Here is a 24,879-nt window from a genome sequence, read left to right on the forward strand (position 1 = left end):
CTAGTCCGCTGCCGGAAACGGCGCGGCGCAATACCGCTGTTGCGGTGACCACCGCGAGGAGCCGCCGAGATAGACTTCCTGCGCATTGCCCCCGTGGCGCAACGGATAGCGCAGCGGATTTCTACTCCGTAGGTTGCAGGTTCGAATCCTGTCGGGGGCGCTTTGTGTCGGGTCCGCCGCCGTCGTCCGACTCCGCCTCGATGACGGTCTGTGACGGCGCCGTCCGCTCCCACAGCACCGCGCCGACGCACGCCGTGATCACCCAGCCGGCGCCACTGATCCCGCACCAGGTGAGCAGCGCCATCGCCACGCCAATGGGCCCGAAGTCGTCCCACCCGCGCAGCAGCGGCGGGAAGATCATCCGGGCCGCCAGCGGCAGGATGGTGCCCTCGATGACCACGCCTGCGAAGCCCGCGAGCAGCAGAGCGGCCCGGCCCCGGCCGCCACCGCGCACCAGTAGCGCAGGCGTGATGGTCCAGAAGATCCAGACCGGGATCAGTGACACCGCGAAGAGCAGAATTTGGCTCCAGCCGTGGTGCTCGGCGCCGAAGGCGATGCGTTCCCGCACCCCGATCATCGTCAGGTACAGCACGAACCACGTCACTCCGCGCCACAGCTTGCCGCCCCAGCCGAAGGGCTCGCGGCGCCACGCCTTGGCAAAGATTCCGGCGATGGTCATCGACATCGGGATGCCCCAGACCAGGAAGCTCGCGACGCCGAAGAACGTCCAGTTGGACCGTAGGCCCGACGCGCGGCCGAAGGCGGCCCGTACGTGGTCGGTCAGCGGCGACACCAGGCCGAGTTGCCGGCTCACCACGACGCCGGGGCTGGCGCTGTCGGCGAACCCGGTGAGATAGCTGAAGCCGATGATCGCCAGCGGGATCACCGTGGTGAACAGCTGCACCGACACCACCGTGCCCAGGGTGCCGCCGTCGATCTCGTTGAAGCGGTTGACGACGGCGACGATGGGCCGCAGCTGGCGCATCTCGGCCAGCTGCCGGTACCGGTCTTCGACGCGTTGCCGCATTGCCGGCGATTCGGCGTCGTCGCTCATGCTCCCCCTCCTACGGACCCGCGCATTGTGCCCGGTCGGAGGCCTCCACAAACGGCGAAACGGTATTCCAGCAGGGAAAGTTCGAGAACTGCCCTGCTGGAATGCCGTTTCGGCGGGAGGTGTGGGTCAGACGGACTTGGTGATGCCGTAGTAGGCGACGATGTCGTCGGTGTCGGTGGTCGAGCTGGTCAAGACCGCGTAGGACCGCAGGAAGGACTGGCCGACGCAGCCGTCGACCTTGACGTGTGTGTCCTTGAGCGTGACGCGCACCGGCGCGGCCTTGAAGGACTTCTTGTCGACCGGCACCTGGGTGACCGTGCCGGGCTTCGGGTGGATTTCCACGGTGCCCGACATGGGGACACTCACGCCCGTGGGCAGCAACCCGGCCAGCGTCGACCCCGAGGTAGCGATACCGATGGAGCCGACCAGACGCACCTGGCCCAGCTCGATGCCGCAGCCGATCTGGTAGCCCGCTTCCAGCGTGCCGCCGGCGAGGGTGGTCTTGCCCTTGCCGGTCACTGTTCCGGTGAATGTGCCGCCCACGAGGTATTCGCGCGAGCTGACCGCTGTCGTCAGAGGTGCGACGGGCAGCTCGGTCTCGTTCTTGGCCACGACGGTGAGAGTCCAGCCATCGGGCGTCGTGACCGTCGCCGGTTCTTCCGAGGCCACGATGCCGGTGTCCGGCGGCGGGCCCTCGTCACCGGCGGGCGCGGGGTCGGCGACCGCAGTGGTCGCTGCCCCCAACGGGAGCAACATGCCCACAGCAGCAACCACAGCAAAACGCTTCAACATGAACTCCGAACACCTCTCAACACGAACAGCAAAGCAATCACACAGTTGTTTCGCAGAAATGATCTCGGGTAAAGGTTTTGACTCACGTGAGTCGAAACACAGGCCATAGGCTGGGGTGGTGTCCGATCTCGTACTGACGCAGGTCATCGACCGCGTCGCAGTCATCACCGTCAACGATCCCGAACGCCGCAACGCGGTGACCGCGGAAATGTCTGCCGGCCTGCGGGCCGCGATCAACGCCGCTGAGGCCGATCACGGCGTGCACGCCGTGGTCGTGACGGGCGCCGGCAAGGCCTTCTGTGCCGGCGCCGACCTGACCGCGCTCGGTGCCGCCACGGTGAACGGTCTGCGGGTGATCTACGACGGCTTCCTCGCCGTGGCCGACTGCACGCTGCCGACGATCGCCGCGGTGAACGGCCCGGCCGTCGGGGCGGGGCTGAACCTTGCTCTCGCCGCCGACGTCCGGATCGCCGGGCCCGGCGCGGTCTTCGACCCGCGGTTCCAGAAGCTCGGGATTCACCCGGGCGGCGGCGCGACCTGGATGCTGCAGCGCGCCATCGGTCCGCAGGCGGCACGGGCGGCGCTGCTGTTCGGCATGAGGTTCGACGCTGACGCCGCCGTGCGGCACGGACTGGCGCTGGAAGTCGCCGACGACCCCGTCGCCGCGGCTCTGGCGCTGGCCGCCGGTCCGGCGTCGGCACCCCGCGAGGTGGTGCTGGCCACCAAGGCGTCGATGCGCGCGACGGACCATCCCGGCGTCCTGGACAACGAGCAGCACGCCAAGGCGGTCGACATCGAGATCGCCCCGCAGGCGGCATCGATCGAATCACCGGAGTTCGCTGCGCGATTGGCCGCTGCCAAGCAGCGCTGACTATCCGTCGAGCAGCGCCAGTTCGGGCGTCTCGATGAGAGCCCGCAACTCACCGAGGAACGCGGCCGCCCCGGCTCCGTCGGCGATCCGGTGGTCGAAGGCACAGGTGAGCGTCATGGTCGGCCGCGCCACCACCTCGCCGTCGCGCACCACGGCGCGGGGTTTGAGTGTCCCCATCCCGAGGATCGCCGCCTCCGGATAACTGATGACGGGTACCCCTTCATCCAGACCGAGAGCCCCGAAGTTCGACACGGTGAACGTCGAGCCGTGCAGCTGGGCGGGTTTCAGCGTGCCCTCGCGGGCGGCGCAGATCAGCCCGTCCACCGTCCAGGCCAGTTCCCGGGTGGACAGGCGCTCGGCGTCCCGAACCACCGGCACCAGCAATCCACGTGAGGTCGCGACGCCGATGCCCAGGTGCACCGATTCGTGAAGATGCACGCCCGCACCGTGTTCAGCCGGCACCCAGGTGGCGTTGAACTCGCGGTGGTGCCGCAGCGCGATGGCGAGCAGTCGCAGCGTCAACACGAACGGTGTGACGGTGCCGTCGGCGACGGCCAAGGTGTCGCGCACCCGGAGCAACTCGGCACAGTCCACCTGCACCGAGGCATGCGCGTCCGGTATCTCCTTGCGTGACACCGACATCCGGCGTGCCATCTCGGCGTGTACTCCGGTCACGGGAACCAGGTCGGCGTCGACGGTCTGGTGCGCCGAGGCGAGCACGTCCTGACGCGTGACGATGCCGTCCGGTCCGGACGGCGACACCCCGGTCAAGTCCACATGTAGTTCGGCCGCCAGCTTGCGCACCCGCGGTTTGGCCCGGGGCCGGCGCCGGGTGGTATCGAGTTCAGCATCCGCGCCGTATCCGACCAGCACGGGTTTGCGTTGGGGTGCTTTGGCTTTCGGCTCTGCTGTGGGCTCAGCTTGTGGCTCGGGTGCAGGTTCCGCCACCACCGGCGCATCGGCGGCGATGCGGATCAGCACAGCGCCCACGGCGAGCGTCTGCCCTTCTGCCCCACCGAGTTCGGTCACCACACCGACGTACGGGCTGGGGATCTCCACGGCAGCCTTGTTGGTCTCCACGGTGCACAGGACCTGGTTGAGCTCGACGGTGTCCCCCACCGCCACTGCCCAGGAGGTGATGGTGGCGTCCTCCAAGCCTTCTCCGAGGTCGGGCACCAGGAAGTCGCGTGTCGCCATCATGGCTGGCTCATCGCCTGGTGTACGCAGTCCAGCAGGCGGTCCACGCCGGGCAGCCACAGTTTCTCCAGCCGGGCCGGCGGATAGGGAGTGTCAAAGCCGGTGGCGCGCAACACGGGTGCCTCCAAATCGTAGAAGAGCTCCTCGGAGATCCGGGCGGCCAGTTCGGCACCGAAACCCAGGGTGCGCGGCCCTTCGTGCATGATCACCGCGCGCCCGGTTTTGCGGATCGAGGCCGCGATGGTGTCGAAGTCGAGCGGGTTCAGCGACCGCAGGTCGATGACTTCCAGGTCGTTACCGTCAGCCAGATCGGCTGCGGCCAGCGCGGTGTCGACGAGCGAGCCGTAGGTGATGACGGTGACGTCCCGCCCGGTGCGCCGCACCGCGGCCCGCCCGATAGGAGGCGCCGGCACGCGGGTGTCCAGCTCCCCCTTGGTCCAGTACCGGCGTTTGGGCTCCAGGAAGATCACCGGGTCACGAGACGAGATGGCCTCGCGCAACAGCCAATACGCGTCCGACGGCGTCGACGGAATCACCACCTTCAGCCCGGCGGTGTGCAGCCAGTACGACTCCGTGGATTCCGAATGATGTTCCACCGCACCGATACCGCCGAACGACGGGATGCGGATGGTCACCTGCATGTCGACATCGCCATGGGTGCGCATCCGGTACTTCGCGAGATGGCTGACGATCTGATCGAAGGCCGGGGCGGCGAATCCGTCGAACTGGATTTCGGGTACCGGCACCATGCCGCGGATCGCCATGCCGATGGCGATCCCCACGATCGCCGACTCCGCCAGTGGGGTATCGAAACACCGTGCTTCCCCGAAGGTTTCGTGCAGACCATCGGTGACCCGGAACACCCCGCCCAGCTGGGCGACGTCCTCGCCGAAGACCAGCACCCGGTCGTCGGCGGCCATCGCGTCGTGCAGGGCGCGGTTGATGGCCTGCACCATGGATACGGTGGTCGCCGTGGGCGACCCGGCCGGCGGTCTCGGCTCGTCGGGCTCCGCATCACCGGACCACGACGGTCGCTCGATGATCTGCGTCATATCAACCCTCCCAATCCAATTCGGCCAGCAACGCGGCACGCTGCCGGGCCAGTTCGGGTGTGATGTCGGCGTAGACGTTGTCGAACATGTCCGCGACGTCGAAGTCCGGTGCGGTGAGGACAGACTCACGCAGATCAGCGCGCAGTCGGCGCGAGCGGTTCTCCACGTGCTCCTGCAGTCGCGGGGTCCACACCCCGACGGTTTCCAGGTAGGCCCGGTAGCGCGCGATGGGATCGCGTGCCTCCCAGCGCTTCAGCTCGTCAGGGTCGCGGTAGCGGGTCGGGTCATCGGAGGTGGTGTGTGGCCCCATCCGGTAGGTGACGGCCTCGATGAGTGTCGGACCGCCACCGTCGCGGGCGCGCTGCGCCGCCTCCGACACCACCGCGTAGCAGGCCAGCACGTCGTTGCCGTCAACCCGGATTCCGGGCATGCCGTAGCCGATGGCGCGGTGCGCGATCGACGGTCCCGCCTGCTGGTGACGCACCGGCACCGAGATGGCCCACTGATTGTTCTGGATGAAGAACACACACGGCGCCGAGGTGACGGCCGCGATGTTGAGCGCCTCGTGCATATCGCCTTCGGAGGTACCACCGTCGCCGACGAACGCCACGGTCACCGAGTCCTCCCCGAGCCGTTGCGCGGCCATCGCCGCGCCGACCGCGTGCAGACCATGTGTGCCGATGTCTATCGATATTGGCGCACAGTGCTTTTCGGTGAATCCCAGGCCGCCGTGCCAGCGGCCCCGCCACACAGCGCTGAGCTGGGCCGCCGTGATGCCGCGGACCAGCAGGGCGCCGAGTTCTCGGTACTGCGGGAACAGCCAGTCGGTCTTGCGCAAGCAGGCCGCCGCGCCGACCTGCGCGGCTTCCTGGCCGCGGCACGAGGCGAACAGCGCGAGCTCGCCTTGACGTTGCAGATTGACGAATTCGCCGTCCAGGTCGCGGGTGACGACCATCTCCTCGTACAGCCAGCCCAGCGTTTCGGGCGGCAGGTCGCGGCGGTACCGCGCTTCGGAGGTGGGTGCGCCGTCGGGCGCGATGAGTTGCACGGGTTCAAGGTCCACCCGGTTGTCCAGGCCAGGGACCGTCACGTCAGCCATACCGCCTCCTTTCGGTGACGGCATGTTCGGCCGTCAGTCCGCGAGAAGCTCAGCGCGGTGGCGACCAGGGCAACCCCCGGGTGATGGGGGTCGCCGGCCGATGCCGGGGTGTGGCATCAGTCGGATGATCCGCTCTGCTCGCCGCAGTGCTGGGGCATCACCGCCATTATGCGCCCGAACCTGATCCGGCCGTGGTCATCGCAGGTAACGGAGTGAATACGTGTCGCGGCGGGGAGGCGACGGGCGAATCCGGACCCGCCGCGTGTCCGCCGAACGTACGAAACACCTGGATTGATAGCCGTTTGCCATGTCGATTCGCGCACTCGGCCGGAGATCGTCGTCCGAACGTGCTAAAACCAATACGCCAGCATCGTAAATGTGCGGAGGTGCGAGGGAATGACGGGGCGTTCACCGCAGGTAAATACCGACGTTCAACTGGTAATTCGTCCAACAGTCGGGGGTACGGCCCGTACCTCCGCGCGGCGTTCCAGCAAAGGAATCGCCAAGCCGTCCGCGATGGCCGCCACGGGTGTGCCGATGTCATCTCAATTGTTCGCTGCATCTGCTCCCGGTGCGACGTACTGTGGCCGGGCCGCCGCATCCGGGTAACGGAAGACGGTCAGGCCAACCATGCGTGACACGGCGGACGCCGCCCGGCGCAACTTCCTGAGTCAGGCGATGCTGCTCAGCCTGGTCCTGCGCAATGGCGGCAGCTTGCTGGTGTACGCCGTCATGGTCACCACCGAGCATTCGGTCAGTGCCGTCGGCACAGCTTTCGCGCTGGCGGCCGGCACCTGGGCCACCTATCGGCTGATCACGCATTCCGCGACAGCACGCGTCTTCGCAGTCGACTACGCCATCACCATCGTCGCCTGCCTGACCATCCCGATGCTGGCGTCCGACGTCCATGTCCGCCTGTCCACCTTCAGCCTGGTGGCCATTGCCGGGACAGCGATCATCAGCTTCACCGTCTTCTCCCCATGGGTCAATGTCGTGCTCACCCTCGGCGTGGCCGCTGCGTACGTTCTCGGCACCACAGCTTTCGGGTGGGGCCACGTCGGCCGCAACATTGCCGTCTACTTCGCGGTGCTGTGGCTGGCGGCGACGTTGAACCGCGTTCTGATGTTGCGGGTCACCGATTCGGTCGACGCCGCGCGCGCGGACCGGCACGCCGCCGAACTGCAACACGAGGTCAATGCGGCCGTCCGTGAGTACGACCGGGAACAGCTGCGGCTGCTGCACGACACCGTCGCCTCCACGCTGCTGATCGTGGGCACCGGCAGCGCGGTGTCGCCGACGCGTATCGCAACGCAGGCGCGCCGCGATCTCGAAGTCTTCGACGATCGGTCCTGGGCACCGACTCCGCCCGCCGATCTTGTTGCGGCACTGCGTGACAACATCGCACACATCACCACCCCGGTCACGTTGACCGGACCAACCCAGATGTGGCTGGATGGTGCCACCGCGACGATCGTCGCCGCCGCGGCACGGGAAGCCCTCACCAACGTGGACCGGCATGCCGCCGCGACTGGCGTCACCGTCGCGATCCAGCCCGGCCTGGTGCGCATCGCCGACGACGGCCGCGGATTCGACGCCACGCAACCAACCCATGGATACGGACTGGCCAACTCGATCGCCGCCCGCATGCGGCGGCTCGGCGGCGAATCAGTGGTGACAACAGCACCGGGGCGCGGCACCACCGTTGAATTACGCTGGCCCACAGCCACTCCCCCAGCGACTCCAGCCGATCCGGAGCGGATGATCGAACGCGCCCGCACCGGATACAGCCTGATGTTGACCGCTTATGCCATCGCCAACCTCCTGGCGATCGCCCCCACCGCGATGCACTCGACTGCACACCCCAAGCTGCAGTTGGCACTGCTCGCTGTAGCCGCGGCCATCACGCTCTCGACCGTGGTCCGTCGCCTCGGCCTGCCCGGTCTGCCAACTCGCGCGGGCATTGCCGCCTTGCTGGTTGTTTCGCTGGCGCAATCGGCGTCCCTGCCGGTTGCGCAGCTCGACGCCGACGTGCAATGGATGCAGGGTGCGATCGGCTGGTGCACGCTTCCCCTGCTGCTCAACGAGAGGCTCCGCTACAGCATCAGCGTCCTGGTCCTGTGCTGGACCATCCCGATCGGCTACGCCCTCGTTCACGACCTCTCGCTGCACAACCTCGTCGACATCGGGTACGGCACGGTGAGCGTTCTGCTGATCCAGCTGTGCGGCCTGTTCTTCGACAACCTCATCAGAGGCGCCGCCGCCGATGCGGCCACCGAAACCGCTGCGCGCAAGCAACTTCTGACCGCGAACCGGATCGCCGATGCGGTTCAGGCCGAGTACCTGCGCCGCTACGCCGATCTGGCCGAGACGATCCGTCCGCTGTTGGTGAGCCTCGCCGACGGCGCTCCGCTGGACGCCGCCGTCCAACAGCACGCGCAGAACGAATACCAGCGGCTGCGAACGCTTTTCGACCAATCTTCGATATTCCAGCATGTCCTGTTGCGCGAACTGCGTCCGCACATCGACGCCGCCCAGGATCGCGGCGTCGCGGTAGCCATCAACGTCGACGGCGCACTACCCACCGTCGACGAAGCCGCAGCGCGGCGGATCGCGCACCTGCTCGACCTCGCCCTCGCCGCGACCACCACCGCCGCTCGCATCACTGTGACCGGCGAATCGACCGGCGCGGAGATCAGCGTTGTGTGTCACGGCGCCAAAGCCGCCGAAATCCCCACCGAGATCGACGTCGGCGCCAACGATGGATTCGACGTCACCACCCTCGACGACACCGTATGGATCACCTTCCAGCTCCAGCTCGCAGAAAGACCAGCCAGCCATGACCTCGCCGGCCACCCCGCCTGAGCCCCTGGCCATCGCCGTCGTCGATGACCACGACGTCATCCACACCGGCATCGCCGCATGGTGCGCAAAGGCCGACCCGCCGATCCGCGTCGTATCCGACCATCCCGACGCCGACTCCTTCCTTGCCCTGTATCCCAAGGCCGGTGCCGAGCTGGCCGCAGTCATCCTCGACCTCGAATTACGCAGCCGCCAGCCCGATTTTGACGCCGTCACCGCCATCGTCGACGCCGGTCACGCGGTGATCGTGTATTCGCACCTGGAGAACGCCGAGGTCATTCTGCGCTGTCTGTCCATCGGGGCGGTCACGTATCTGGCCAAGAGCGAAGGCCAGAGCCAGCTGATCGAGGCCATCCGCGCGGCCAGCACCCATGAGTCGTACGTCGGGCCCCGGATGGCCGCGGCCATCTGCTCGGACACTGATTCCGGCCGCCCCGGGCTCACCCATCGCGAACGCGAAGTGCTCAAGGCCTGGTTTCAGACCGAGAGCAAGGACATCGTCGCCAAGCGCCTGCACCTGGCCCCGACGACCGTCCGGACCCACCTGCAACGCGTCCGGGCCAAGTACGCCGCCGCGGGGCGGCCGGCAGCCACCAAAGCCCAACTCGTCGCCCGCGCGGTGCAAGACGGCATCCTCAGCGTCGAGGAGCTCTAGTCCCCTCGCGAGCAGACGTGAAAACCCCTAAATCTCCACCGATTCAGGGGTTTTCACGTCTGCTCGCGGAAGAAACCGTCAGGGCGCCAGGGCGACGATCCGCTCGGCCCGGCGGAGCACCGGCATGTCGACCATCAGACCGTCGTACTGGAACACCCCGCGCTCGCGGGTCGCCGCATCAAGTACCGCGCGCGCCCAGGCGATTTCCTTCTCGGTCGGGGCGTAGCCGGAGCGGATCACCGCGACCTGTGTCGGGTGGATGGCGACCTTGGCGTCGAATCCGACCGCCACGGCATCGTCGACCTCGGCCCGCAGGCCGTCCAGGTTCTTGATGTTCAGATAGACCGAATCCAGTGCGAGCTTGCCGAAAGCCTTGGCGGCCAACAACGATTGCGACCGGACGTGCTTTGCGACATCGCGGTAGCTGTCGTCGGGCCACCGGTTGGCGGTGCCGCCCAGTGCCGCGAACAGGTCTTCGGCACCCCACATGACGGCGTACGTGTTGTCGACCCGGGCGGTCTCGGCGACGGAGAGCGCGCCGAGCGGGGTCTCCACCAGCACCACCACGTCCAGCGGCGCCAGCGCCCGAACCTGTTCGGCTGATTCGGTTTTGGCCAGCATCACCGTGGTGTACGGGGTGCGGGCCAACGCCTCCAGGTCCAGCGGGTGGTCGGCCGTGTCCGACGGATTGAGCCGCACCACCGTGCGGGCCGGGTCCAGCGGGGTATCGATCAGCGCCTGACGAGCGGCAGGCCGGTCTTTCGCGGCGCAGCCGTCTTCCAGGTCCAGGATCACCACATCAGCTGCCGCGGCGGCCTTTTCGAATCGCTCGGGCCGGTCGGCCGGGCAGAACAGCCAGCCGGGACCGGGTGCCTGCAGCGCCATCAGACCGCGTCCGCCGGGCGCTTGCGGACCATCGTCTTGCGCGACGCCGTGGCGACGACGTCGCCGTGCTGATTGCGGCCGGTGTGGGCGAACGTCACGATGCCCTCCCCCGGCCGGCTCTTGGACTCGCGCTTGTCGATCACCTCGGACTCCGCGTACAGCGTGTCACCGTGGAAAAGCGGCCTGGGGAAGGCGATGTCGGAGAAACCGAGGTTCCCGACGATCGTGCCCTGCGTCAGCTGCGCGACCGACAGACCCACCAGCGTCGACAATGTGAACATCGAATTCACCAGCCGCGCATGGAACGGCGGCAACGCGTCGGAGAACGCGGCGTCCAGGTGCAGCGCCTGGGTGTTCATGGTGAGCGTGGTGAACAGCACGTTGTCGGCCTCGGTGATGGTGCGGCCGGGTCGATGTTTGTAGATGACGCCCGGCTCGAACTCCTCGAACCAGAGCCCGCGCTGCTCGACGACCCGCTTCTCGGTCACAGCCCGGCCTCACGCGCGATCAGCATCAGCTGCACCTCCGTTGTGCCCTCACCGATTTCGAGAATCTTCGAATCGCGGTAGTGCCGGGCCACCGGGTACTCGTTCATGAAGCCGTAGCCGCCAAACACCTGGGTGGCGTCACGGGCGTTGTCCATCGCGGCCTCGCTGGCGATCATCTTGGCGATGCAGGCCGCCTTCTTGAACGGCTTGTCTGCCAGCATGAGTGCCGCGGCGTCGTAGTACGCGGTGCGGGCGACGTGTGCGCGGGCTTCCATCCGGGCGATCTTGAAGGCGATGGCCTGGTAGCCACCGATCTTGCGGCCGAACGCTTCCCGCTCCTTCGAGTACTTCACGCACTCGTCGACGCAGCCCTGCGCGACACCGACCGACAGCGCGGCGATGGCGATGCGGCCCTCGTCGAGGATCCGGAGGAAGTTGGCGTAGCCGCGACCGCGGTCGCCGAGCAGGTTCTCGGCCGGCACCCGCACATCGTCGAAGCTCAGCGGGTGGGTGTCCGAGGCGTTCCAGCCGACCTTGTCGTAGGCGGGTTCGGCCGTGAAGCCCGGGGTCGGCACCGGCACCAGGATCGCCGAAATCTCCTTGTGCCCGCCGGGTAATTCGCCGGTGACCGCGGTGACCGTGACGAGCTTGGTGATGTCGGTGCCGGAGTTGGTGATGAACTGCTTGGAGCCATTGATAACCCAAGTTGACCCATCCAATTTCGCGGTGGTCTTGGTGGCGCCGGCATCGCTACCGCCGCCGGCCTCGGTCAGACCGAAGGCGCCCAACGCCTTTCCACTGGCCAACTGCGGCAGCCATTCCTGTTTCTGCGCCTCGGTGCCGAAGCGGTACACCGGCATGGCGCCAAGCCCGACGCCCGCCTCCAGTGTGATGGCGACGCTCTGGTCGACCTTGCCCAGTTCTTCCAGGGCCAGGCACAGGGCGAAGTAGTCACCGCCCATGCCGCCGTACTCTTCAGGGAAGGGCAGGCCGAACAGGCCCATGTCGGCCATGCCGTCGATCACCTTGTACGGGAAGGTGTGGTCCTTGTCGTGCTGAGCCGATACCGGCGCGACGACGGTCTGCGCGAATTCCCGAACCGTCTTGGCCAGTTCGGCATAGTGGTCCGGCAGGGTGCCGGTGGACAGAAAGTCGCTCACTTGGTCTCCTCTGTTGCAGCGATAATCCGGGCCAGCGGCTGGCCCACTTTGACCTGATCGCCCACGGCGACAAGCAATTCCACGGTGCCGCCGACCGGCGACGACAACGCGTGTTCCATCTTCATGGCCTCGACGGTGACCACGACGTCACCGGTGCCGACCACCGCACCGTCCTCGACGCCAACGGCGACAACAGATCCGGGCATCGGGCTGACGATCTCGGCGTCGCCGCTGTGTTCGTCATCGGCACGCACCGGGGCTTCGCGCACATCCTCGATCACGGTCGTTCGGCCGGCACCGGCCAGCCACAGCCGGTGATCCTCGACGGCGGTCAGGTATTCGGTGCGCAGACCGTCGACCGTGACGATCAGCCGGTCACCGTCCAACGACGCCGCCACACTCCGCAGTTCGCCATCTTCGATACGTGCCGTGGCGGCCGCGGGCGTGCCGGTGAGGTGGACGTGGTCGGTGCGCTCGCCGGCCCGCAGCCGGATCGTCGTCGCAGCGTGCTCCCCGACCCGCCAGCCGGACGGGGTGGCCCACAGCTCACCCGCGTCCGCCCAGCTGTGCAGCCAGCGGTACGCGGCAGCCGCGATGAACTCGTCGTCTCCGGCCTGGGCGGCGACGTAGTCGCCGGTACGGCGGTCCAGCAGACCCGTGTCGAGGCGTCCGGCGATGACGTCCTCGTCGGCCAACAGGAACCGCAGGAAGTCGATGTTGGTACCGACACCGAGCACGGCGGTATCGGCCAGCGCCCGATCCAGTCCACGACGCGCCGACTCCCGATCCGGGCCGTACGCAATGATCTTCGACAACATCGGGTCGTAGTCGCTACCGATCACCGAGCCGGCCCGGATGCCGGAATCCACTCGGGCATCGGCAGGTTCGGCGAGTGCCAGCACGGTGCCGCCCGTCGGCAGGAAATCACGCGCCGGGTCTTCGGCGTACACCCGGGCTTCGATGGCGTGCCCGGTCATGGTGATGTCGTCCTGAGCCACCGGCAGGGCTTCACCGGCTGCCACCCGCACCTGCAGCTCGACCAGGTCGATGCCCGTGACCAACTCGGTGACGGGGTGTTCCACCTGCAGGCGGGTGTTCATCTCCATGAAGAAGAACTCGTCGGGCCGATCGGCCGCGACGATGAACTCGACGGTGCCCGCGCCGCGGTAGTCGACGCTACGGGCGGTGTCGCAGGCGGCCGCGCCGATCCGCGCGCGGGTCGCCTCGTCCATTACGGGCGACGGGGCCTCTTCGATGACCTTCTGGTGCCGGCGCTGCAGGCTGCACTCGCGCTCGCCGAGATGCACGACGTTGCCGTGGCTGTCCGCAACGACCTGGACCTCGATGTGCCTGGGGTTCAACACGAATCGCTCCAGGAACAGGGTGTCGTCGCCGAATGCCGACGCGGCCTCACGACGGGCCGAGGCCAGCGCGGCCGGCAGCTCCGCGGCGGCATGCACCACCCGCATGCCCTTGCCACCGCCACCGGCGGACGGCTTCACCAGGACCGGGAACCCCACCTCGGGGGCGCCGGCGATGAGGTCCTCGTCGGTCAGGCCGGGACGCGAGATACCGGGAACCACGGGCACACCAAAGGCCGACACCGCCGCCTTGGCGGTGATCTTGTCGCCCATGGTGCCGATGGCCTTGGCCGGCGGCCCGATGAAGACGATGCCTGCGTCGTGCAACGCGGCGGCGAATTCTGCGTTCTCCGAAAGGAATCCGTATCCTGGGTGCACTGCCTGGGCACCGGTGCGCCGGGCCGCGGTCACGATGGCCTCGATGCTCAGGTAGCTCTGCCGGGCCGGGGCCGGGCCGATGTGCACGGCGACGTCGGCCTCGAGCACGTGCCGGGCACCGGCGTCGGCATCGCTGAACACCGCGACCGAACGAATGCCCATGGCCCGCAACGTGCGGATGACGCGGACCGCGATCTCGCCACGATTGGCAACCAAGACGGTGTCGAAGGTCTTCATCTCACATCCTGAAAACGCCGTAGGACACAGGCTCGAGCGGAGCCTGCGCGACAACTGAAAGGGCCAGTCCCACCACGGTTCTGGTGTCCGCCGGGTCGATGACGCCGTCGTCCCACAGCCGGGCCGTCGAGTAATACGGGTTTCCCTGATCCTCGTACTGCTGGCGGATCGGCGCCTTGATCGCCTCTTCCTCCTCCGGCGTCAGCTCACCGCGCACGGTGGCCAGCACCGAAGCGGCCTGTTCGCCACCCATCACCGAGATGCGCGCGTTGGGCCACATCCACAGGAACCGAGGGGAATACGCGCGGCCGCACATCGAGTAGTTCCCGGCGCCGTAGGAGCCGCCGATGACGACGGTCAGCTTCGGCACCCGGGCACACGCCACGGCGGTGACCATCTTGGCGCCGTGCTTGGCGATGCCGCCGGCCTCGTAGTCGCGGCCCACCATGAAGCCGGAGATGTTCTGCAGGAACAGCAGCGGCACCGACCGCTTGTCACACAGCTCGATGAAATGTGCGCCCTTCTGGGCGGATTCGCCGAACAGCACGCCGTTGTTGGCAATGATGCCCACCGGGTGGCCATGGATGCGGGCGAAGCCGGTCACCAGCGTGGTGCCATATTCGGCCTTGAATTCGGTCAATTCGCCGCCGTCGACGATGCGGGTGATCACCTCGTGCACGTCGTACGGCACCTTCGAGTCGATCGGCACGACGTCGTAGAGCTCGGTCTGATCGCACACTGCGTCCACCGTCGGGGCGACGTCCCACGGCGTCTCCGAGCGCGGCCCGAACGTCGCGGCGATCCGACGGACGATGCGCAGTGCGTCGCGGTCGTCGTGGGCCAGGTGGTCGGTGACACCGGAAATCTTGGAGTGCAGGTCGCCACCGCCGAGGTCCTCGGCCGTAACCACCTCTCCGGTAGCGGCTTTCACCAGGGGTGGACCGCCCAGGAAGATGGTGCCCTGGTTGCGGACGATGACGGCCTCGTCGCTCATCGCGGGGACGTACGCGCCACCGGCGGTGCAGGAGCCGAGCACCGCGGCGATCTGAGGGATGCCACGCGCCGACATGTTGGCCTGGTTGAAGAAGATTCGGCCGAAGTGCTCGCGGTCGGGGAACACCTCGTCCTGGCGGGGCAGGAACGCGCCGCCCGAGTCGACGAGATAGATGCACGGCAGCTGGTTCTGGCTGGCGATCTCCTGCGCCCGCAGGTGCTTCTTGACCGTGATCGGGTAGTACGTGCCACCTTTCACCGTCGCGTCGTTGGCGATGATGAGGCATTCGCGGCCCGAGACCCGACCGATGCCGGCGATCATCCCGGCACCCGGGCATTCGTCGTCGTACATCCCGTTGGCGGCCAGCGGCGCGATCTCGAGGAACGGGCTGCCGGGATCGAGGAGTCCGTTGACCCGGTCGCGCGGCAGGAGCTTGCCGCGACCGACGTGGCGCTCACGTGAACGCTCCGATCCGCCGAGCGCGGCGGTGTCCAGCTTGTCCTTCAGATCAGCCACCAGTGCCAGGTGCTGCTCGCGATGCGATACCCGTTGGGAAACGCTCGACGCCATCATCGCTCCATTCGGTTGAGTTAATGGCGAATAACCGAACGCGATGTTAGTCTTCATTAACTGAGTTGTCCAGACCGGGTTGGAGGTGTCGATGACGGCATCAGAGGCAGACGCCGAAACACCGCGCAGCCGCGCCAAATCCGACCGGCGCAGCCAACTCGTCGCCGCCGCCGAACGGCTCATCGCCGAACGCGGCTATCTGGCAGTCCGGCTCGAGGACATCGGCTCCGCGGCCGGCATCAGCGGACCCGCGATCTACCGGCACTTCCCCAACAAGGAAGCGCTCCTGGTGGAGCTGCTGGTCAGCGTCAGCGCCCGGTTGCACGCCGGCGGACGTGCCGTGGTCGCCGAATGCGACGATCCGGCCGACGCGTTGAGCGGCCTCATCGAGTTCCACCTCGACTTCGCCCTGGGCGAATCCGATCTGATCCGCATCCAGGACCGCGACCTCAACAACCTGCCCGACGCCGCCAAGCGGCAGGTGCGCCGGTCGCAGCGCCAGTACGTCGAGATCTGGGTGGACGTGTTGCGCCGGCTCGACCCGTCCCGCAGCGAAGCCGACGCCCGGACCATGGCGCACGCCGCCTTCGGGCTGCTGAACTCGACCCCGCACAGTGTCACCGCGGGCGGCGCCCGCAAGCAGGAGGAATCCTCGCGCGCCGTGCTGCGCGCCATGACCATCGCCGCACTGGCCCCGCACCACTGACCCGGCCCGCCGCAACGTCCCCGCGGCCCGGCGCGCGCCGCAGGTACCCTGCAAACATGAGGTGGCCATGACCGGATCGCGCGACGACGGGCTGGACGCCACCAGGAAACTCCCGGCCATGCAGACGGCCGGCTACCAGACCGACGCCTTCACCGATCCCTACGGTGTCGCCGCACCACCGAAGGTCCGCCGCCACAAGTGGCTGTTCCCGCTGGCCGGAGCATTGCTGATCCTGGCTCTCTGCATGGTGATCGCAGTCGTCATCGTCAACAGTTCTGAGCAACAGACCCTGGTGGCGCCACCGCCGCTGCCCGTGCCGACGCAGGACCCGATGTCGTCGTCGACGACTGCGACGACCACCACGACGCCCGAAAGCACTGAGCCCAGCGAAGCCGTCAGTCCCCCGGCCGCGGCCGCGCCATCGGATGCCGAAAGCGGTGACACCGAGGCCGTGCTGTACGCCGTGATCGGCAACGGCCGCGCCGTGAGCATCACCTACGTCGACACCGGCGGGGTGCTGCAGACGGAGTTCAATGTGGCACTGCCGTGGACCAAGGAAGTCCAGTTGAACCGGCCGGCGGCCCGCTCGGCCAGCGTCAGCATCGTCAACGCCGGACGCGGCATCGCCTGCACCATCTCTGTCGACGGCACCCAGATTCAGCAGCGGGAAGGCGCCGGCCTCACGGTGTGCCGACAGTCGGCCAAACGCGGCCGCGGACACGGGCACTAGCGCCGGGCCGGCACCTTCACCAGCATCATGCCCACCAGTCCGATAGCCAGGACGGTGCACAGGCCACCCAGGCCCGCGCGGGTTGTCGCGAAGATGTCGATGAACATCGAGAACAACCACGGCGACAGCACATGCGCCGCCCGGCCGGTGGTGGTGTAGAGCCCGAAGGCCACGCCTTCCTTGCCGTCCGCGGAGATGCGCAACATCAGGTTCCGCGATGCCGACTGGGTGGGGCCGACGAACAGGCACAGCGTCAGACCACAGATCCAGAACGCCATCGGTCCGGACAGGAACATCAACGTGATGCCGACCGTCACCATCGCGGTCAACGAGGCGACGATGACGCGCTTGGAACCGATCCGGTCGTCGAGCATCCCGCCGAGCACCGCGCCGAGCCCCGCGATGGTGAACGCAGCGGCGCCGAACAGCGGCACACTCGTCGGCGCCAGCCCGTAGACGCTGACCCCCACTACCGGACCGAAGATCGAGATCCCCGTCAGTCCGTCGCGGAAGACCGCGCTGGAGAGCAAGTAGTAGACGACGTTGCGGTCTCGCTTCCATTCGCCGACCACCTCGGTCCACAACCTGCGGTAGGCGCCGAAGAACCCGACGGCCGGGGTGCCGTCGTGCGGCGGCGACTTCACCGTCAGCAGTAACGGCAGCGCGAAGGCGACGAACCACGCCGCGGCCACCAGGACGGCGTACCGGTCCGGTTTGCCGTCCGCGTTCGGGATACCCAGGAGGCCGAGGGTGTCGCCGCTGCCGGCCTTGAACCCCACGAAGACCAGGAGCAGCAGCACGACGCTGCCGAAAAACCCTGCCGCCAAGCCGAATCCGGAAATCCGGCCCGAGGTCGCCGGCGTCGACAACTGACGCAGCATCGCGTTGTACGGGACGGTCGCGAGGTCCATGCACGCCGCGGTGGCCGCCAACAGCGCCAGGCCGATCCACAGGTAGTGGTAGTCGGGCTTGATGAACGTCATCGACGCCGTCAGCACCACCACGGCGCCCGTCAGCGCGGCGAGGGCCCGTCGCCGCCGGTACGCGGCGTCGACCATCACGCCCGTCACCGGCGCCAGAAACGCCACCGCGATGCCGGCCACGAGCACCGCGCGCCCGAGCCAGCTCTCCGGCGTCGTCGAGCCGGGCAGCCCTTTGCCGACCTCTGAGATGAGGTAGATGTTGAAACCGAATGTCGTCACGATCGCGTTCACGCCCGTGGCGCCGCTGTCCCACAGCGCCCAGGCAGCGACGCGACCCCGGCCGACGGGCGGGCTGGGGCTGCGCGTGGCCCGTCGATTCGCTCGGCAAGCCTCGCTCATGGGGCCACTCTATTGGTCCCTACGATTGCACCCATGCCTGTACCCGCTCCCAGTCCCGACGCCCGCGCCGTCGTCACCGGCGCCTCTCAGAACATCGGTGAAGCGCTGGCCACCGAACTCGCCGCCCGCGGCCACCATCTGATCATCACGGCTCGTCGCGCGGAGGTGCTGGCCGAGGTCGCCCAGCGCATCACCGACCGGTACGGCGTCACCGTCGAGGTCCGGGCCTGCGACCTGACCGACCCGGCCGACCGCGACAAGCTCTGCGACGAGCTGGCCCAGCGCAACATCTCCATCCTGTGCGCCAACGCCGGCACCGCGACGTTCGGCACCGTCGCCGAGTTGCCCGTCGAGGGCGAGAAGGCCCAGGTGCAGCTCAACGTCCAGGGCGTGCACGACCTGGTGCTCGCCGTCCTGCCCGGCATGATCTCGCGTCACGGCGGCGGCATCCTGATCTCCGGTTCGGCCGCGGGCAACTCGCCCATCCCGAACAACGCGACCTACGCCGCGTCCAAGGCGTTCGCCAACACCTTCAGCGAATCGCTGCGCGGTGAGCTCAAGCCGCACGGCGTCAACGTCACGCTGCTGGCGCCCGGGCCGGTGCGCACCGAGCTGCCCGACCCGTCCGAGCAGTCACTGGTCGAGCGGCTGATCCCCGACTTCCTCTGGATCGACACCGAGTACACCGCCCGGGTCTCGCTGGACGGCCTGGAGCGCAACAAGATGCGCGTCGTGCCCGGTCTGACGTCCAAGGCGATGTCGGCCGCGAGCGGCTACGCCCCGCGCTCGATCGTCGCGCCGATCGTCGGTGCCGTCTACAAGAAGCTCGGCGGTTCCTAGGCCTGGTCGGGTGCGCCGAGAAGGACCAAATGGTTGCTATTCGGCGCCACCAACGACCATTTGGTCCTTCTCGGCGCGTCCGACGGAACCGACCTACCGTCGGCGGGTCGTGCCGAACAGACTGCGGGTGATCTCGCGGCCGGCCACGGTCGCCGCGGACCGCAGGAAGCTCTTGAAGGCGGTGCTCTGCAGCACCTCGGAGACCATGCCCGGCCCCTCGGCCTCGACCTCGACGCGGCCGGACGCGTTGAGGTCAGGCTCTTCGGCCGGCGCGGGAGCGGGTGCTGCCGCGTCTCCAGTCGGGACGGCGCCAGCAGCCGCCACCGGCTGCGCGGACAGGTGCTCGTAGGCCGAGTCGCGGTCGACGGTGGCTCCGTACGTCGCTTGCAAAGGACTGGCCTTGGCCGCCGCGGCGATGGCGTCGGGGCCTATCGTGCCCATCAGTGATCGCGGCGCCCGCAGGCGGGTCCAGGCCACCGGGGTCGGCGCACCGACCTCGGAGAGCACCGTGACGACCGCCTCGCCGATGCCCAGTGACGTCAGCGCCGACTCCAGGTCGTAGACGGACGTCTTCGGGTAGGTCCGGACCGTCTTCGTCAGGGCCTTCTGGTCGTCCGGGGTGAACGCGCGGATCGCGTGCTGCACGCGCGCGCCCAGCTGGCTGAGCACGTCGTTGGGGATGTCGGTGGGCAGCTGCGTGCAGAAGAACACGCCGACGCCCTTGGAGCGGATCAGTTTCACCGTCTGCTCGACCTGGTCCAGGAACGCCTTGGACGCGTCGGCGAACAACAGGTGCGCCTCGTCGAAGAAGAAGACCAGCTTCGGCTTGTCGGCGTCACCAATCTCCGGCAACGTCGTGAACAAATCGGCCAGCACCCACATCAGGAACGTCGAGAACAACACCGGCCGCGCGGCCTGGCTACCCAGCTCCAGCAGCGTGATGATGCCGCGCCCCTGCGGGTCCAGCCGCATCAGATCCTCGGGCTTGAGCTCAGGCAACCCGAAGAAGGTGTCCCCGCCCTCGGCCTCCAGGTTGATCAGCGCACGCAAGATGACACCCGCCGTGGCCGGCGACACGGCTCCGAGTGCCTTGAGCTCCTCTTTGCCTTCATCACTGGTCAGGAACTGGATGACGCCACGCAAATCCTTCAGATCATCGAGCAGCAGACGCTTCTGGTCTGCCCAGTGGAAGATCAGGCCGAGAGTCGACTCCTGGGTCTGGTTGAGTCCCAGCACTTTCGACAGCAGAATCGGCCCGAAGCTGGTGACGGTCGCGCGCACCGGGACGCCGACGCCCGTCGTCCCCAGGGACAGGAACTCGACGGGGAACGCGGTCGGCGTCCAGTCATCGCCGGTGTCGGTGGCGCGCTGCGCGGTCTTGTCGTTGGCCACGCCGGGCTGCGCGAGCCCTGACAGGTCGCCCTTGACATCGGCCATCACGACGGGCACCCCAGCCGTCGACAGCTGCTCGGCGATGACCTGGAGCGTCTTGGTCTTGCCGGTGCCGGTCGCGCCGGCGATCAGGCCGTGGCGGTTGATGGTGGCCAGTGGAATCTTGACCTGAGCACTCGGGTCGACGGTCCCGTCGACGACGACCGCGCCCAGGTTCAGCGCCTGGCCGGCGACGGCGTAACCAGCGGCGATCTGCTGCGCGGGGGATGCATTCGATGCTGTCGTCATGCGCCTGACCCTACTTCGTCGGGTCCCTGGTGGCCGGGTATGGACACCCCGTTGATGGGCTGGGAATAGTCTGGAACACCGTGCGTGACGAACTTGTATGGATCGACTGCGAGATGACGGGGCTGGATCTCAAGTCCGACCGGCTCATCGAGATCGCGGCATTGGTCACCGACAGCGACCTGAACGTGCTGGGCGAAGGCGTGGACGTAGTGATCCACACCGACGATGCCGCACTCGACGGTATGGCTGACGTAGTGATGAAGATGCACACCCGCTCGGGCCTGATCGAGGAGGTGCGGACCGCCACCGTCACCCTCGAAGAGGCCGAGCAGATGGTGCTGGACTACATCCGCAGCCACATCGGGCAGGCGAAAACCGCTCCCCTGGCCGGTAATTCGATCGCCACCGACCGCGGCTTCATCGCGCGGGACATGCCGCGCCTCGACGAGTTTCTGCACTACCGGATGATCGACGTCAGCTCGATCAAGGAACTGTGCCGCCGCTGGTACCCGCGCATCTATTTCGGGCAACCGGACAAGGGGCTCGCGCACCGCGCACTGGCCGACATCCACGAGTCCATCCGCGAGTTGAAGTACTACCGCGGCACCGCGTTCGTGCCCGCACCCGGTCCGTCTACCAGCGAAATCGCCGCGGTCGCGGGCGAGCTGGGCCCGCCGACGAACGATTCGGCGGTAACCGATTCGGCTTAGCGGGCCGAAGGCGCTAATATCTACGACGCTGCTAGCGCCGAAAGGTCCGCAGCAATGGTGGCTGTAGTTCAGCTGGTAGAGCACCAGGTTGTGATCCTGGGTGTCGCGGGTTCAAGTCCCGTCAGCCACCCCGAGGTAGAACATCGCCTCACCTGCAAACGCGGGTGAGGCGATGTTTGTTTTCCAGGGGTCACCCGCCCTGCTGGCACAGTGGTGAACGTGGGTGACGCCGTTGAGTTGCGAGCAGTCTGTCTCGAAGGGGCCCGAGTTCGCCTGCGCAAAGCCCGAGACGGCGACGCCGAAGGCCTGATCGAAACACAGACCGACGAACGGGTGCGCCGGTACCTCGGCGGCCCGCGGCCCGTCAACGACGTTCGCGCCGTGCTCGAATCGGTCGGGGCAGCAACACTATTGGAAGGCCCCGGCTGCTACATCGCGACGGCCGCGGATTCCGACGAAATGTTGGGGACGGTCACGCTGAGTCGCCGTCGCACCGACGTTCCCGGTCATCTCGACACCGGTGACGACGAGCTCGAGCTGAGCTATGTCTTCCGGCCGCACGCGTGGGGTCAGGGCTATGCGAGCGAAGCTGCGCGGCTGCTGCTGGAGTACGCAGCCGGCGAGCTGGGCGACCAACCTGTCGTGATCGTCACCCAGACCGCCAACGGCGCCTCACTTCGACTGGCTGAGCGCCTCGGGTTCAGTGTTGTGGCGACGTTCGAGCAGTACGACGCCGAACAGGCGCTGGCGACCGCCCGGCTGGCCACGTTCCTACCCACCGAGGCTTAGGTTCAGCCGGGCAACTGGTCCAGGAAGCCGTGCACCGACCGGATACGGCCGTCCGCGTCGGTCGCCAGCACGTCGAACCCGACGATCGGCGGCTGCTCCCCCGCAGGCCCCAGACCCCATTGGAAGCGGGCCTGGTTGTGGTGGCTGTCGGGTCCGCTGACGAGCGAGAAGACGAACCCGGGGAATTGGGTATGCACCGCGCCGATCACGCCGGAAATGGCGTCACGACCGCTGACGTCGGCCATCGGATCGGTGTACGACGCTTCAGGTGTCCAGTGGTCACCGAGCAAGGCGCTGCGCTCGGCGGGGTCGGTGGCATTCCACGTCTTCAGGTACGCGGTGACGATGTCGTTCATGCTGACCTCTTTCACATCGGGGTTGGTCAGCTCAAAGCTTGGCCGCGTCGACGCAGCAAGTCGATTACGTCAGAGGTAACGATGTTCTGCCGCTTGGGTTTTCATCACCACCGCCGCCACGGCGCGTCGCCTGGTCGGCGTTGACTCCGCGGGCCCAGCAATACACCCGCGGATCGACCAGAAACGACGAAAGCCCCCTCCCGAAGGAGGGGGCTTTCGCTTCTGTGCGCCGTCAGGGTTTCGAACCCCGGACCCGCTGATTAAGAGTCAGCTGCTCTACCAACTGAGCTAACGGCGCGCGAGAGAGACCTTAACAGCCCGATGGCCGCAGGGTGAAATCGTATGGTCAACGCCGTATTCGAGCCCCGCAACCAGGCTGCGCAACAGGACAAGATGACTCGGTCAGCACCGCCACGGCCCGCGTTCGTGTCCAACATCACACAGGGCGACGGGGCAGCTCGGGCGCCACCACGGATGTGCACCGAACGCCCCTGCGCCGCATGCCAACACGACCCAATCCTGGCCGGTCAGTAGCCACGCAACACCTGTCGCGACGTTGTATACAGCCATCATCGTCAATAGCGGCCGACGCTAGAAAGGCGGGGAAAATCAACTAGACCTGCAATTTTATGCCACGACACATAAAAACAGAGTTAGCTGAAACCGCGTATGATGGTGTAGAAATGTAGATGACGACGCCAGAAGGGAGTTAGCTGATGACACCCATCGCCGTTGCCGCCTACGCAGCGCCCGACGCCGACGTTGCGACAGCAGCCGACGACACCCTGGTCATCGTCTATAACTGCACCCGACTCGGCCGGGTCGCGAATCCTCCGCGCAGCTGGCTGCCAGGCTGGCTGACACCGCGTCGCGGGAACTAGAAAGTCGGGCTATCCGCGGATCTTGCGGATAACCACCACCAGCACGACAACGCCGAGTCCGGCGAACGATGCGATGACCGCCGGCTTGGAGGCGATCGCAATGGCCTTGGCCTTCGCGTCGTCAGCCAGGCGCTGGGGATTTGCTCGTTCCGCGAGAGCGTCCACCGTCAACGCCAACTGATCGCGTGCACGATCGATTTCCTGCTTGATCTGGTCAGGATTCCGGTCAGCCACTTCAGCCCTCCAGCTCGCGTTGCACCTTGGCGCTCTACCCTAGAGCAGCTTGCCGTAACAGCAACGCTTGGCCGACAGAAGGGACATCCCGGTGGCACCGACCCCGCGACTCGAAGTGGGCGCCAAAGCCCCCCCATTCAGCCTGCCCGACGCCGACGGCAACACCGTGAAGCTGTCGGACTACAAGGGCCGGAAGGTCATCGTCTACTTCTACCCGGCGGCGTCGACGCCGGGTTGCACCAAGCAGGCCTGCGATTTCCGCGACAGCCTGGCCGAACTCAACGAGGCCGGACTCGACGTCATCGGCATCTCCCCCGACAAGCCCGAGAAGCTCGCCAAGTTCCGGGACAACGAGGGCCTGACGTTCCCGCTGCTGTCGGACCCCGATCGCAAGGTGCTCACCGCCTACGGCGCCTTCGGCGAGAAGACGATGTACGGCAAGACCGTGCAGGGCGTCATCCGCTCGACGTTCCTCATCGACGAGCAGGGCAAGGTCGAGGTCGCGCAGTACAACGTCAAAGCGACGGGCCACGTGGCGAAGCTGCGACGGGACCTGTCCGTCTGACCATCGGCGTCATCGTCGGTTCCCAGCTCGGCGAGCCCTGAGCTGGGAGCCGCGTAGCGCCCCGCCCAACCACGTGTGACAGCCACGTGGCCATTCGGCCAATCGTTGTCTTTACCGGTGTCCCGCAAACAGCCGCAGATACGTTCAGGTGCAAGACTTTTGGCGTGACGCACAACATTCACATCCGCACCGTCGACAGCAGCATTCGCTACCCCCAGGCACTGAGCTATGGCGAGAAGGACCAGATTCTCTGGGTCCAGATCGGCGACGACGCCGACCACTCAGACACCATCTACTTCAGCCCGTCCTACTGGCAGCAGTATTCCGTGGACCCCCACAGTGAAGACCCGCTCGATCTGGAATTCGACGAGGACGAAGACGACGAGGACGACGACGAGTAGAGCTCCGGCGCCC

General features: G+C 67.2%; 25 protein-coding genes and 3 tRNA genes. 14 read left to right on the forward strand and 14 right to left on the reverse strand.

Annotated elements, in window-relative coordinates; genetic code table 11:
- The first annotated feature begins 87 nt into the window (after positions 1-87).
- A tRNA-Arg gene (locus ACNO8X_RS23415) sits at positions 88-160 on the forward strand.
- A gap of 4 nt (positions 161-164) precedes the next feature.
- Positions 165-857 (forward strand): hypothetical protein, encoded by a 693-nt coding sequence (locus ACNO8X_RS23420; protein ID WP_418002932.1) that lies wholly within the window; start codon positions 165-167, stop codon positions 855-857.
- Between the two features lie 323 nt (positions 858-1,180).
- On the opposite strand, the gene ACNO8X_RS23425 is transcribed toward ACNO8X_RS23420, so the two are convergent.
- Positions 1,181-1,846, reverse strand: a complete 666-nt coding sequence (locus tag ACNO8X_RS23425; protein WP_418002933.1) for an MspA family porin — start codon at positions 1,844-1,846, stop codon at positions 1,181-1,183.
- Between the two features lie 118 nt (positions 1,847-1,964).
- On the opposite strand from ACNO8X_RS23425, the gene ACNO8X_RS23430 reads away from it, so the two are divergent.
- Entirely contained in the window at positions 1,965-2,717 is a 753-nt protein-coding gene (locus ACNO8X_RS23430; protein ID WP_418002934.1) for an enoyl-CoA hydratase, read from the forward strand.
- On the opposite strand, the gene ACNO8X_RS23435 is transcribed toward ACNO8X_RS23430, so the two are convergent.
- From ACNO8X_RS23435 to pdhA, 3 genes are read right to left on the reverse strand one after another with little or no spacing between them, the layout of a single operon-like run.
- Complete coding sequence (locus ACNO8X_RS23435) at positions 2,718-3,914, reverse strand: dihydrolipoamide acetyltransferase family protein (protein ID WP_418006011.1); 1,197 nt, start codon at positions 3,912-3,914, stop codon at positions 2,718-2,720. It abuts the gene before it with no gap.
- Positions 3,914-4,966: an alpha-ketoacid dehydrogenase subunit beta gene (locus tag ACNO8X_RS23440; protein ID WP_418002935.1), complete on the reverse strand. Its 1,053-nt coding sequence runs from the start codon at positions 4,964-4,966 to the stop codon at positions 3,914-3,916. The genes ACNO8X_RS23435 and ACNO8X_RS23440 overlap by 1 nt, the downstream gene beginning before the upstream one ends.
- A gap of 1 nt (position 4,967) precedes the next feature.
- Positions 4,968-6,065 (reverse strand): pyruvate dehydrogenase (acetyl-transferring) E1 component subunit alpha, encoded by a 1,098-nt coding sequence (gene pdhA, locus ACNO8X_RS23445; protein ID WP_418002936.1) that lies wholly within the window; start codon positions 6,063-6,065, stop codon positions 4,968-4,970.
- Positions 6,066-6,695: 630 nt separating this feature from the next.
- Here pdhA and ACNO8X_RS23450 point away from each other — a divergent pair.
- Both ACNO8X_RS23450 and ACNO8X_RS23455 read left to right on the forward strand, forming a co-directional pair.
- Complete coding sequence (locus ACNO8X_RS23450) at positions 6,696-8,927, forward strand: sensor histidine kinase (RefSeq protein ID WP_418002937.1); 2,232 nt, start codon at positions 6,696-6,698, stop codon at positions 8,925-8,927.
- On the forward strand, positions 8,902-9,579 hold the full coding sequence (locus ACNO8X_RS23455) for a DNA-binding response regulator (RefSeq protein WP_418002938.1): 678 nt from the start codon (positions 8,902-8,904) through the stop codon (positions 9,577-9,579). The genes ACNO8X_RS23450 and ACNO8X_RS23455 overlap by 26 nt, the downstream gene beginning before the upstream one ends.
- 78 nt (positions 9,580-9,657) lie before the next feature.
- Here the strand turns inward: ACNO8X_RS23455 and ACNO8X_RS23460 are convergent, their stop codons facing one another.
- Genes ACNO8X_RS23460 through ACNO8X_RS23480 form a run of 5 tightly spaced genes read right to left on the reverse strand, consistent with a single transcriptional unit; the run spans position 9,658 to position 15,652 of the window.
- Entirely contained in the window at positions 9,658-10,464 is an 807-nt protein-coding gene (locus ACNO8X_RS23460) for an HpcH/HpaI aldolase/citrate lyase family protein (RefSeq protein ID WP_418002939.1), read from the reverse strand.
- Positions 10,464-10,952: a MaoC family dehydratase gene (locus ACNO8X_RS23465; protein ID WP_133761364.1), complete on the reverse strand. Its 489-nt coding sequence runs from the start codon at positions 10,950-10,952 to the stop codon at positions 10,464-10,466. Before ACNO8X_RS23465 ends, ACNO8X_RS23460 begins: the two co-directional genes overlap by 1 nt.
- On the reverse strand, positions 10,949-12,112 hold the full coding sequence (locus tag ACNO8X_RS23470) for an acyl-CoA dehydrogenase family protein (protein WP_418002940.1): 1,164 nt from the start codon (positions 12,110-12,112) through the stop codon (positions 10,949-10,951). Before ACNO8X_RS23470 ends, ACNO8X_RS23465 begins: the two co-directional genes overlap by 4 nt.
- Complete coding sequence (locus ACNO8X_RS23475) at positions 12,109-14,088, reverse strand: acetyl/propionyl/methylcrotonyl-CoA carboxylase subunit alpha (RefSeq protein WP_418002941.1); 1,980 nt, start codon at positions 14,086-14,088, stop codon at positions 12,109-12,111. Before ACNO8X_RS23475 ends, ACNO8X_RS23470 begins: the two co-directional genes overlap by 4 nt.
- Before the next feature lies 1 nt (position 14,089).
- A complete protein-coding gene (locus ACNO8X_RS23480; RefSeq protein ID WP_418002942.1) occupies positions 14,090-15,652 on the reverse strand; it encodes a carboxyl transferase domain-containing protein in 1,563 nt (520 codons plus the stop codon).
- A gap of 91 nt (positions 15,653-15,743) precedes the next feature.
- Between ACNO8X_RS23480 and ACNO8X_RS23485 the strand changes: the two genes are divergently transcribed.
- Both ACNO8X_RS23485 and ACNO8X_RS23490 read left to right on the forward strand, forming a co-directional pair.
- Positions 15,744-16,358 carry a TetR/AcrR family transcriptional regulator gene (locus ACNO8X_RS23485; RefSeq protein WP_418002943.1) on the forward strand — a complete coding sequence of 205 codons (615 nt, stop codon included), beginning with the start codon at positions 15,744-15,746 and terminating at the stop codon, positions 16,356-16,358.
- A gap of 67 nt (positions 16,359-16,425) precedes the next feature.
- Complete coding sequence (locus tag ACNO8X_RS23490) at positions 16,426-17,088, forward strand: MmpS family transport accessory protein (protein WP_131630662.1); 663 nt, start codon at positions 16,426-16,428, stop codon at positions 17,086-17,088.
- On the opposite strand, the gene ACNO8X_RS23495 is transcribed toward ACNO8X_RS23490, so the two are convergent.
- Complete coding sequence (locus tag ACNO8X_RS23495; protein WP_418002944.1) at positions 17,085-18,410, reverse strand: MFS transporter; 1,326 nt, start codon at positions 18,408-18,410, stop codon at positions 17,085-17,087. The genes ACNO8X_RS23490 and ACNO8X_RS23495 overlap by 4 nt on opposite strands.
- A gap of 33 nt (positions 18,411-18,443) precedes the next feature.
- On the opposite strand from ACNO8X_RS23495, the gene cmrA reads away from it, so the two are divergent.
- The gene (cmrA, locus tag ACNO8X_RS23500; protein ID WP_043394393.1) at positions 18,444-19,250 is read left to right on the forward strand and encodes a mycolate reductase; all 807 of its coding nucleotides are present in this window, start codon (positions 18,444-18,446) and stop codon (positions 19,248-19,250) included.
- A 93-nt stretch (positions 19,251-19,343) separates the two neighbouring features.
- Here the strand turns inward: cmrA and ACNO8X_RS23505 are convergent, their stop codons facing one another.
- Positions 19,344-20,930 (reverse strand): helicase HerA-like domain-containing protein, encoded by a 1,587-nt coding sequence (locus ACNO8X_RS23505; protein WP_418002945.1) that lies wholly within the window; start codon positions 20,928-20,930, stop codon positions 19,344-19,346.
- Between the two features lie 80 nt (positions 20,931-21,010).
- On the opposite strand from ACNO8X_RS23505, the gene orn reads away from it, so the two are divergent.
- From orn to ACNO8X_RS23520, 3 genes are all read left to right on the forward strand, one after another.
- Complete coding sequence (gene orn, locus ACNO8X_RS23510) at positions 21,011-21,640, forward strand: oligoribonuclease (RefSeq protein ID WP_418002946.1); 630 nt, start codon at positions 21,011-21,013, stop codon at positions 21,638-21,640.
- Positions 21,641-21,697: 57 nt separating this feature from the next.
- Positions 21,698-21,770, forward strand: a tRNA-His gene (locus tag ACNO8X_RS23515).
- An 89-nt stretch (positions 21,771-21,859) separates the two neighbouring features.
- Positions 21,860-22,429, forward strand: a complete 570-nt coding sequence (locus ACNO8X_RS23520; protein ID WP_418002947.1) for a GNAT family N-acetyltransferase — start codon at positions 21,860-21,862, stop codon at positions 22,427-22,429.
- Positions 22,430-22,431: 2 nt separating this feature from the next.
- On the opposite strand, the gene ACNO8X_RS23525 is transcribed toward ACNO8X_RS23520, so the two are convergent.
- The gene (locus ACNO8X_RS23525; protein WP_043984322.1) at positions 22,432-22,785 is read right to left on the reverse strand and encodes a nuclear transport factor 2 family protein; all 354 of its coding nucleotides are present in this window, start codon (positions 22,783-22,785) and stop codon (positions 22,432-22,434) included.
- Between the two features lie 225 nt (positions 22,786-23,010).
- Positions 23,011-23,083, reverse strand: a tRNA-Lys gene (locus tag ACNO8X_RS23530).
- Positions 23,084-23,501: 418 nt separating this feature from the next.
- Between ACNO8X_RS23530 and ACNO8X_RS23535 the strand changes: the two genes are divergently transcribed.
- Positions 23,502-23,666: a hypothetical protein gene (locus tag ACNO8X_RS23535; RefSeq protein WP_418002948.1), complete on the forward strand. Its 165-nt coding sequence runs from the start codon at positions 23,502-23,504 to the stop codon at positions 23,664-23,666.
- 9 nt (positions 23,667-23,675) lie between these two features.
- Here ACNO8X_RS23535 and ACNO8X_RS23540 read toward each other — a convergent pair whose 3' ends face one another.
- Positions 23,676-23,900 (reverse strand): DUF3618 domain-containing protein, encoded by a 225-nt coding sequence (locus ACNO8X_RS23540; protein WP_043394403.1) that lies wholly within the window; start codon positions 23,898-23,900, stop codon positions 23,676-23,678.
- Positions 23,901-23,991: 91 nt separating this feature from the next.
- On the opposite strand from ACNO8X_RS23540, the gene bcp reads away from it, so the two are divergent.
- Positions 23,992-24,465, forward strand: a complete 474-nt coding sequence (gene bcp / locus ACNO8X_RS23545) for a thioredoxin-dependent thiol peroxidase (RefSeq protein WP_418002949.1) — start codon at positions 23,992-23,994, stop codon at positions 24,463-24,465.
- 164 nt (positions 24,466-24,629) lie between these two features.
- The gene (locus tag ACNO8X_RS23550) at positions 24,630-24,866 is read left to right on the forward strand and encodes a hypothetical protein (protein WP_418002950.1); all 237 of its coding nucleotides are present in this window, start codon (positions 24,630-24,632) and stop codon (positions 24,864-24,866) included.
- Positions 24,867-24,879 lie beyond the last annotated feature (13 nt).

The sequence above is a fragment of the Mycobacterium sp. PDNC021 genome, from assembly GCF_048282635.1.
GTDB classification, from domain to species: Bacteria; Actinomycetota; Actinomycetes; order Mycobacteriales; family Mycobacteriaceae; genus Mycobacterium; species Mycobacterium llatzerense.

What these genes read in the sequence shown, in the direction of transcription:
- ACNO8X_RS23425 (WP_418002933.1), bottom strand. Translation starts at nt 1,846, where the DNA reads ATGTTGAAGCGTTTTGCTGTGGTTGCTGCTGTGGGCATGTTGCTCCCG.
- ACNO8X_RS23435 (WP_418006011.1), bottom strand. Translation starts at nt 3,914, where the DNA reads ATGGCGACACGCGACTTCCTGGTGCCCGACCTCGGAGAAGGCTTGGAG.
- ACNO8X_RS23440 (WP_418002935.1), bottom strand. Translation starts at nt 4,966, where the DNA reads ATGACGCAGATCATCGAGCGACCGTCGTGGTCCGGTGATGCGGAGCCC.
- pdhA (WP_418002936.1), bottom strand. Translation starts at nt 6,065, where the DNA reads ATGGCTGACGTGACGGTCCCTGGCCTGGACAACCGGGTGGACCTTGAA.
- ACNO8X_RS23450 (WP_418002937.1), top strand. Translation starts at nt 6,696, where the DNA reads ATGCGTGACACGGCGGACGCCGCCCGGCGCAACTTCCTGAGTCAGGCG.
- ACNO8X_RS23455 (WP_418002938.1), top strand. Translation starts at nt 8,902, where the DNA reads ATGACCTCGCCGGCCACCCCGCCTGAGCCCCTGGCCATCGCCGTCGTC.
- ACNO8X_RS23460 (WP_418002939.1), bottom strand. Translation starts at nt 10,464, where the DNA reads ATGGCGCTGCAGGCACCCGGTCCCGGCTGGCTGTTCTGCCCGGCCGAC.
- ACNO8X_RS23475 (WP_418002941.1), bottom strand. Translation starts at nt 14,088, where the DNA reads ATGAAGACCTTCGACACCGTCTTGGTTGCCAATCGTGGCGAGATCGCG.
- ACNO8X_RS23480 (WP_418002942.1), bottom strand. Translation starts at nt 15,652, where the DNA reads ATGGCGTCGAGCGTTTCCCAACGGGTATCGCATCGCGAGCAGCACCTG.
- ACNO8X_RS23485 (WP_418002943.1), top strand. Translation starts at nt 15,744, where the DNA reads ATGACGGCATCAGAGGCAGACGCCGAAACACCGCGCAGCCGCGCCAAA.
- ACNO8X_RS23490 (WP_131630662.1), top strand. Translation starts at nt 16,426, where the DNA reads ATGACCGGATCGCGCGACGACGGGCTGGACGCCACCAGGAAACTCCCG.
- ACNO8X_RS23495 (WP_418002944.1), bottom strand. Translation starts at nt 18,410, where the DNA reads ATGAGCGAGGCTTGCCGAGCGAATCGACGGGCCACGCGCAGCCCCAGC.
- cmrA (WP_043394393.1), top strand. Translation starts at nt 18,444, where the DNA reads ATGCCTGTACCCGCTCCCAGTCCCGACGCCCGCGCCGTCGTCACCGGC.
- ACNO8X_RS23505 (WP_418002945.1), bottom strand. Translation starts at nt 20,930, where the DNA reads ATGACGACAGCATCGAATGCATCCCCCGCGCAGCAGATCGCCGCTGGT.
- ACNO8X_RS23525 (WP_043984322.1), bottom strand. Translation starts at nt 22,785, where the DNA reads ATGAACGACATCGTCACCGCGTACCTGAAGACGTGGAATGCCACCGAC.
- ACNO8X_RS23535 (WP_418002948.1), top strand. Translation starts at nt 23,502, where the DNA reads ATGACACCCATCGCCGTTGCCGCCTACGCAGCGCCCGACGCCGACGTT.